The 6,015-nt window shown below is 39.8% G+C and carries 7 protein-coding genes; all 7 read left to right on the top strand.

Annotation, left to right across the window (positions count from 1 at the left end):
• Nucleotides 1-149: 149 nt before the first annotated feature.
• A complete protein-coding gene (locus Q0E19_RS11555) occupies nucleotides 150-278 on the top strand; it encodes a DUF3789 domain-containing protein (protein WP_294409683.1) in 129 nt (42 codons plus the stop codon).
• A 62-nt stretch (nucleotides 279-340) separates the two neighbouring features.
• On the top strand, nucleotides 341-1,888 hold the full coding sequence (locus Q0E19_RS11550) for a recombinase family protein (protein WP_294409682.1): 1,548 nt from the start codon (nucleotides 341-343) through the stop codon (nucleotides 1,886-1,888).
• Between the two features lie 54 nt (nucleotides 1,889-1,942).
• Entirely contained in the window at nucleotides 1,943-2,209 is a 267-nt protein-coding gene (locus tag Q0E19_RS11545; protein ID WP_294409680.1) for a type II toxin-antitoxin system Phd/YefM family antitoxin, read from the top strand.
• Nucleotides 2,202-2,642, top strand: coding sequence for a type II toxin-antitoxin system RelE/ParE family toxin (locus Q0E19_RS11540; protein ID WP_294409679.1), 441 nt, complete (start codon nucleotides 2,202-2,204; stop codon nucleotides 2,640-2,642). The genes Q0E19_RS11545 and Q0E19_RS11540 overlap by 8 nt, the downstream gene beginning before the upstream one ends.
• Before the next feature lie 85 nt (nucleotides 2,643-2,727).
• Entirely contained in the window at nucleotides 2,728-3,639 is a 912-nt protein-coding gene (locus Q0E19_RS11535; RefSeq protein WP_294409678.1) for a recombinase family protein, read from the top strand.
• On the top strand, nucleotides 3,569-5,194 hold the full coding sequence (locus Q0E19_RS11530) for a recombinase family protein (protein ID WP_294409676.1): 1,626 nt from the start codon (nucleotides 3,569-3,571) through the stop codon (nucleotides 5,192-5,194). Before Q0E19_RS11535 ends, Q0E19_RS11530 begins: the two co-directional genes overlap by 71 nt.
• 57 nt (nucleotides 5,195-5,251) lie before the next feature.
• On the top strand, nucleotides 5,252-6,015 hold a 764-nt coding region (locus Q0E19_RS11525; RefSeq protein WP_294409674.1), incomplete at its 3' end, for an amidoligase family protein.

Below are 6,015 nucleotides of genomic sequence, written 5' to 3'. Positions count from 1 at the left end.
CCATTTTATTTTCCTCCTTTTTTCTATTATACCACGGCTAAATGTTTTCTGTCTAATTTATTATAGACGATACAACTTTAACAATAGAAATACAGAAGATATTTTCAGGGAATTTCAATCGTCAAAGGACGCAGCATAGGAGGGGTAAAATGGTAGGATTTTTTATTGGCTTGTTTGTCGGAGCTTTTATCGGCATAACTGTTATGTGTCTTTGTACAGCAGCAGGACAGGCAGATAAGTATGAAAACCGCACAGGAAAGGATAAGCAATTTCGTTAGGTTTGATGATACCATTTCGGAAAAACTTGTGGTATCCTTGTTGGTAAAACGGAGGTGAGAAAATGCCAACGGTAACGATAATACAGCCGACAATATCAGAAGAACAAAACCATAAACTCCGCTGTGCGGCATACTGCCGTGTATCGTCAAACAGCGAAGATCAGATAAATTCCTTTATGGCTCAGACAAGATACTACGAGAAAGCTTTTGAAAAGTCTGACAGAGAACAGCTTGTTGACATATATGCAGATGAGGGAATAACAGGCACTCGTGAGGACAAGCGCGATGAATTTCAGCGAATGATAAGCGACTGCCGGAAAGGTAAGATAGACAGGGTATACACAAAGTCTATCAGCCGATTTGCCCGAAACACCAAAGACTGTCTGACAAACATCAGAGAGCTGAAAAGCTTAGGCATAACTGTGCTGTTTGAAAAAGAGAATATCGATACTGCCGATATGACTGACGAGATGATGATAACGATTATGGGCGGTCTGGCTCAGGAAGAATCGACTTCTATATCGCAGAATTTGCGGTGGTCTTGCAGAAAAAGAATGGCTAATGGCACATATGAATTATCGTGTCCTCCTTATGGCTACAAAAAAGTAAATGGCAAACTTGTTATTTGTCCCGAGCAAGCAAAAGTAGTGAAAGAGATATACAATAGTTATCTAAGTGGCATCGGAATGATATCAATAATGAAAAGTCTTAATGAACGTAATATCCCCTGCTGTAAAAATAGTGAACGGTGGCATATGATAGGAGTTTCATATATTCTAACAAATGAAAAATATACAGGAAACACACTTCTTCAGAAAACATATTCGACCAGCACACTTCCCGTTAGGCGTTTTAAGAATAACGGAAACGCAGATCAATACTACGTTCGTAACACTCATCCTGCAATAATACAACAGGAGACTTTTGATAAAGTACAAAGACTTATATCAGAGAAAAATCAAAAGCAGCCTAGAGGTACGCCACACAATTCAGTCTTACACAAACATATCTTCTGCGGAAGTTGCGGCTCAATACTTATAAGAAAATCCTGCAGAGAAAAATATTATTGGTCGTGCAGAAAACACGATCTTGCAGCGGTGGACTGCCCTACCAAACAAATTTCCGAAGATAAAATCCACTCCGCTTTTATACGTCTGTACAACAAGCTCGTGTATAATTTTAAGCCTGTACTTACACCACTACAGCAAGCCTTGCAGGATCTAAAATACAAAAATACTAAAAGCGGTACGACTATAATTGAAAAGTACAAGGAAATCGCTAAATTGAAAGAACAAACTCACGTTCTCGCAAGGTTGAAAACAAAAGGCTTTCTTGATGAGGCAAAGTATATTGAACAAACCACAGCGCTTAACTCAAAAATAGCAAAGTTCCAGACCGAAATAAAGAAACTGAACGCCAGCGATGAAGATGATGAGACTCTTGAACAGCTTGATATGCTCATAGGATATTTTGAAAAGCGGCAGAAACTTATGGTAGAATTTGAAGGTTCAGCGTTTGAGAGTATTGTCGATAAGATAGTAGTAAAAAATCAGAATGAACTGGAATTTCACTTGATAGGCGGATTGAAATTATGTGAGCAAACCTCTTGATATTATAGTAGAATTATGATATAATAATCATAGAATAATATTGGAGGTGCTAGTATGATCATAAAATCTTCGACAACACTTAGAAATGATTACCTGACAATATCAAATCTTGCTCATCAAAAGGAAGAACCAATATACATCACCAAAAATGGAGAAGGAGATCTTGTCGTTATGAGCATTGACGCTTTTGAAAAGCGTGAAGAAATTATCCGCTTAAAGGCAAAGCTTGACGCAGCTGAGGAAAGCCGCTTGTCGGGAGATAAAACTGTTTCGTTAGATGACGCAAGACAAAGACTGCAGGAGAAATATTCAAATGTCTGAAATGAAACTTGAATTGCTTGCGACGGCTTGGTCTGAACTTGAACATATTGCGGATATTCATATGAGCTTATCCGGTGCTGTGTCCGCTAAAAAAATAACGGATAAGATACTTGATACACTTGAACTGCTTAGATATAGCCCACAGCTGGGTGTGCTTTGTAGTGAACCATTGCTTAAATATGATAATTACAGAAAGATCATCTGTGGAAAATATCTGTGTTTTTACCGTGTGATCGCTGACACGATTTACATTTATCATATTGTTGACGGTAGAAGTGACTACCCGAAGATATTCGAAGAACTGCAGAACGGTATTGATTTAGATTCAAAGTTAAAAGAAGCTGAGGACGAAGCAGAAAGTACCGATAGGAGTTTTTCATCAGATGAGGTATTATCTGAAATCAAAAATATAACCGAAAATGCCTTGCATTAAAAATTGCAGGGCATTTTTTGTTGGTATTGATACTGGATTTTTGCAAAGCTTTGTGGTATCATTGTCGGTTGAAAGGAGTGAGTTTATGCCTAAAAACAGAATTATCCCATTCGGTTACTGTATGAAAAACGGTGAGATAATAACCGAGCCCAAAGAGCTCTATGCTGTTGTTACAATATTCAACGAGTATTTAAAAGGCAAAAGCTTGTCAGAAATAGCAGCTTTGATGGAAGTGCCATACTGCGAAAATTCATCTTGGAACAAGAATATGGTCAAAAGAATAATCGAAAATGACAGATATCTTGGTACAGAAAAGTATCCGCAGATAATTGACAAAGAAACTTTCAAACTTGCAAACGAAAAGCGTGTCAAAAAAGCGACTGTATCAATAGGTCAGACGGAAGAAGTCAAACTGCTGAAACAAATAACTTTCTGCAAAGAATGTGGTAAAAAGCTAACACGAACAAAGGAAGAACTATGGGATTGCAGACGTCCTGAATGTTACCGATTTGATCATCTGCTTACGGATCAAATGATACTTAGTGCCGTGCTGAATGTGTTCAACACCGTTATTGCTAACCCGACGCTCATTAATTCAGACTGTATGGTAAGCACATACTCTCCAAATGCAAAGGTCAGATTTCAGCAAAATGAGATAAATCGAATGACAGATATGGTACATACAGATGAAAAGAAGATCAAAGAAGAGCTTTTCAGACTTGCCCAGCTCAGATATGACTGCTGCACTTATGATGATAGTCAGCAGAAAACGGAACTTTTAAAATCAAGGCTTGGCTGCGAACAAATGAATACACTTGATATTGGCTTATTCAAAGCGTGTGTTTCACGAATATGGATAAGCCATTTTTGTACCATAGAGGTTGAATTCATCAACGGAGTACACATCAAAAATATCACAGAAAGGAATGACAAAAATGTCCACAGCTCCGAATGTAACGGTGATACCTGCGAAAGTGCAGACAGCGGAAAACCGTGATAAATACCACCAGCTAAGAGTGGCGGCATACTGCCGTGTCAGCACCGAGCAAGAGGAACAGCAGAACAGCTTTGCGGTTCAGGTCGCTTACTATACAGACCTTATCAACAAGAAAAAAGAATGGACTCTTGCAGGCATATTTGCCGATGAGGGTATCAGCGGAACGCAGACAAAGAAAAGAACAGAATTTAATCGTATGATAAGGATGTGCAATAATAAGAAAATAGACCTCATAATCACTAAGTCTATAAGCCGTTTTTCAAGAAACACGGTTGATTGTCTTCAGTACATAAGGCAGCTGAAGGAATTGGGTATTGGCGTTATTTTCGAAAAAGAGAACATAAACACGCTGACAATGACAAGCGAGTTTATGATAGCTTTGTATGGTTCATTCGCACAGGCTGAAAGTGAGTCTATAAGTAAGAACATTCTCTGGGGAAAAGAAAAAGCATATAGAGAGGGCAAAGTGCCATTTCAGTATAAAAAACTGTTAGGATATCGAAAGGGAGCAGACGGCAAGCCTGAGATAGTACCGAAAGAGGCTGAAACTGTACGATCGATCTTCAATCTTTATCTTGACGGATATACATTACTTAACATCGCTCAGATCTTAATGGATCAAAAAATAACTACTGCAACCGGTAAAAGTGAGTGGACTAAGAGTGCAATTCAGAGCATTCTGAAAAATGAGAAATATGTTGGAGATGCACTTTTGCAAAAAACTTTCACGGTCGATTGTATTACACACAAGGTTGTGAAAAATAACGGGGAACGCCCGATGTATCTTGTTACAGATCATCATACTCCCATAATCGATCGTGATACCTTTGATCGGGTACAGCAGGAAATCGCAAGACGAAATTCAAAAAGAAAAATATCCGATCAGACAAAAACGGAGAAAGGAAAATACAGCGGAAAATATGCATTGTCCGAATTGTTGATATGCGGACAATGCGGGACTCCGTACAGACGCAGGATATGGACAAAAGGTGGAAATAAACAAGTGGTCTGGCGATGTATAAGCCGACTGGAACACGGCAGAAGATACTGTCCCGATTCGCCTACGATCAAGGAAGAAAACCTGCACCGTGGAATTATTCGGGCGATAAATAACTATTACTCCTGCTGTGATGATATTAAGAGAATTTTAAAAGCAAATATCAGCTCTGTTCTGAAATGTCAAGGTCGGGAAGAAATATTAGCCGCAGAAAAGCGACTGAAAGAGATCGACCAAGCAAGGACTGATCTTATCAATCTCATAGCTTCCGGCGGCTGTGACGAGGACAAGCTCGACGGTGAGTTTGCAAAGCTTTATGCCGAGGAACAAGATTTAAATGAACGTTTGAAAATGCTCAGATTGCAGAATCAAACCTCTGCCGAAACTCAGCAAAAGCTTGATAGGGTCACGGAAATGATAGAACACGAAAAATTTGAGCTGGAAACATTTGATAACGTACTTGTGCGGAAGCTGATTGAGTGTATAAAAGTTCTGAGCAAGAATGAGATATTAGTTATCTTCAAGGGCGGATATGAGGTCAGAACGGAAATAGAATGATATTAGAGAACGGCTTGCGGAATATCAACAGGCTGTTTTTTGTTGGGAGGTGCAGCATTGTCGAAAAACTTTGAAGGCATAAAAACAAGAAAATTCGGTATCGAGATAGAAATGACAGGACTTACACGAAGTCAGGCGGCAAAGGCTATGGCCAAAGTGCTTGACGGAAGTGTTGAACACGAGGGCGGAAGCTATGATAAATATGTTGTGACAGACTCAAAAAACAGAAAATGGGCGATAGTTTATGATGGCAGTATCAACTGCTATAATGCAAGCGGAGACAGAGCCTCCAAGTCTTACAGCGTGGAAATGAACTCTCCTGTGCTGGAATATGAGGATATTCCGCTTTTGCAGGAAGTTGTCAGAGCGTTACGCCGTGCAGGCGGGGTAACAGGTCCTCGGTACTGTGCAGGGACACATATCCATATTTCAGCCGACGATTATACACCGCAGCAGATACGAAATCTTGTAAACATCTTCGCAAGCAAAGAGAATTTTCTGTGGGACGCTTTGCAGGTATCATCTGCCCGTGAAAGCTACTGTCACAAGATGGACAAGCAGTTCATAGAGGACATAAACCGCAAGAAACCCAAAGATATGGAGGAGATAAAAAAGCTTTGGTATCGTGGACGAATGAGCGAGCAGTTTCAGCATTATTCAAACAGCCGATATGTGATCTGCAATCTGCACAGCTTTTTTCAGCACGGACATTACGAGATAAGAGCTTACAACGGCTCTCTTCATGCAGGAGAGGTAAGAAGTCAGATAGTGCTTGCGTTAGCTATAAGCAATGCGGCAATGACAAAGAAATATTGCTCTCC

Origin of the sequence: uncultured Ruminococcus sp. (genome assembly GCF_934476685.1) — a bacterium.
Lineage (GTDB): Bacteria > Bacillota > Clostridia > Oscillospirales > Ruminococcaceae > Hominimerdicola.
Note: the sequence above shows the minus strand (reverse complement) of the source record. Positions and strands in the feature narration are given on the sequence as shown.

Bases quoted from the DNA above. Each gene is read 5' to 3' on its own strand.
- Q0E19_RS11540 (WP_294409679.1), top strand. From the start codon at position 2,202: ATGTCTGAAATGAAACTTGAATTGCTTGCGACGGCTTGGTCTGAACTT.
- Q0E19_RS11545 (WP_294409680.1), top strand. From the start codon at position 1,943: ATGATCATAAAATCTTCGACAACACTTAGAAATGATTACCTGACAATA.
- Q0E19_RS11535 (WP_294409678.1), top strand. From the start codon at position 2,728: ATGCCTAAAAACAGAATTATCCCATTCGGTTACTGTATGAAAAACGGT.
- Q0E19_RS11530 (WP_294409676.1), top strand. From the start codon at position 3,569: ATGACAAAAATGTCCACAGCTCCGAATGTAACGGTGATACCTGCGAAA.
- Q0E19_RS11550 (WP_294409682.1), top strand. From the start codon at position 341: ATGCCAACGGTAACGATAATACAGCCGACAATATCAGAAGAACAAAAC.
- Q0E19_RS11555 (WP_294409683.1), top strand. From the start codon at position 150: ATGGTAGGATTTTTTATTGGCTTGTTTGTCGGAGCTTTTATCGGCATA.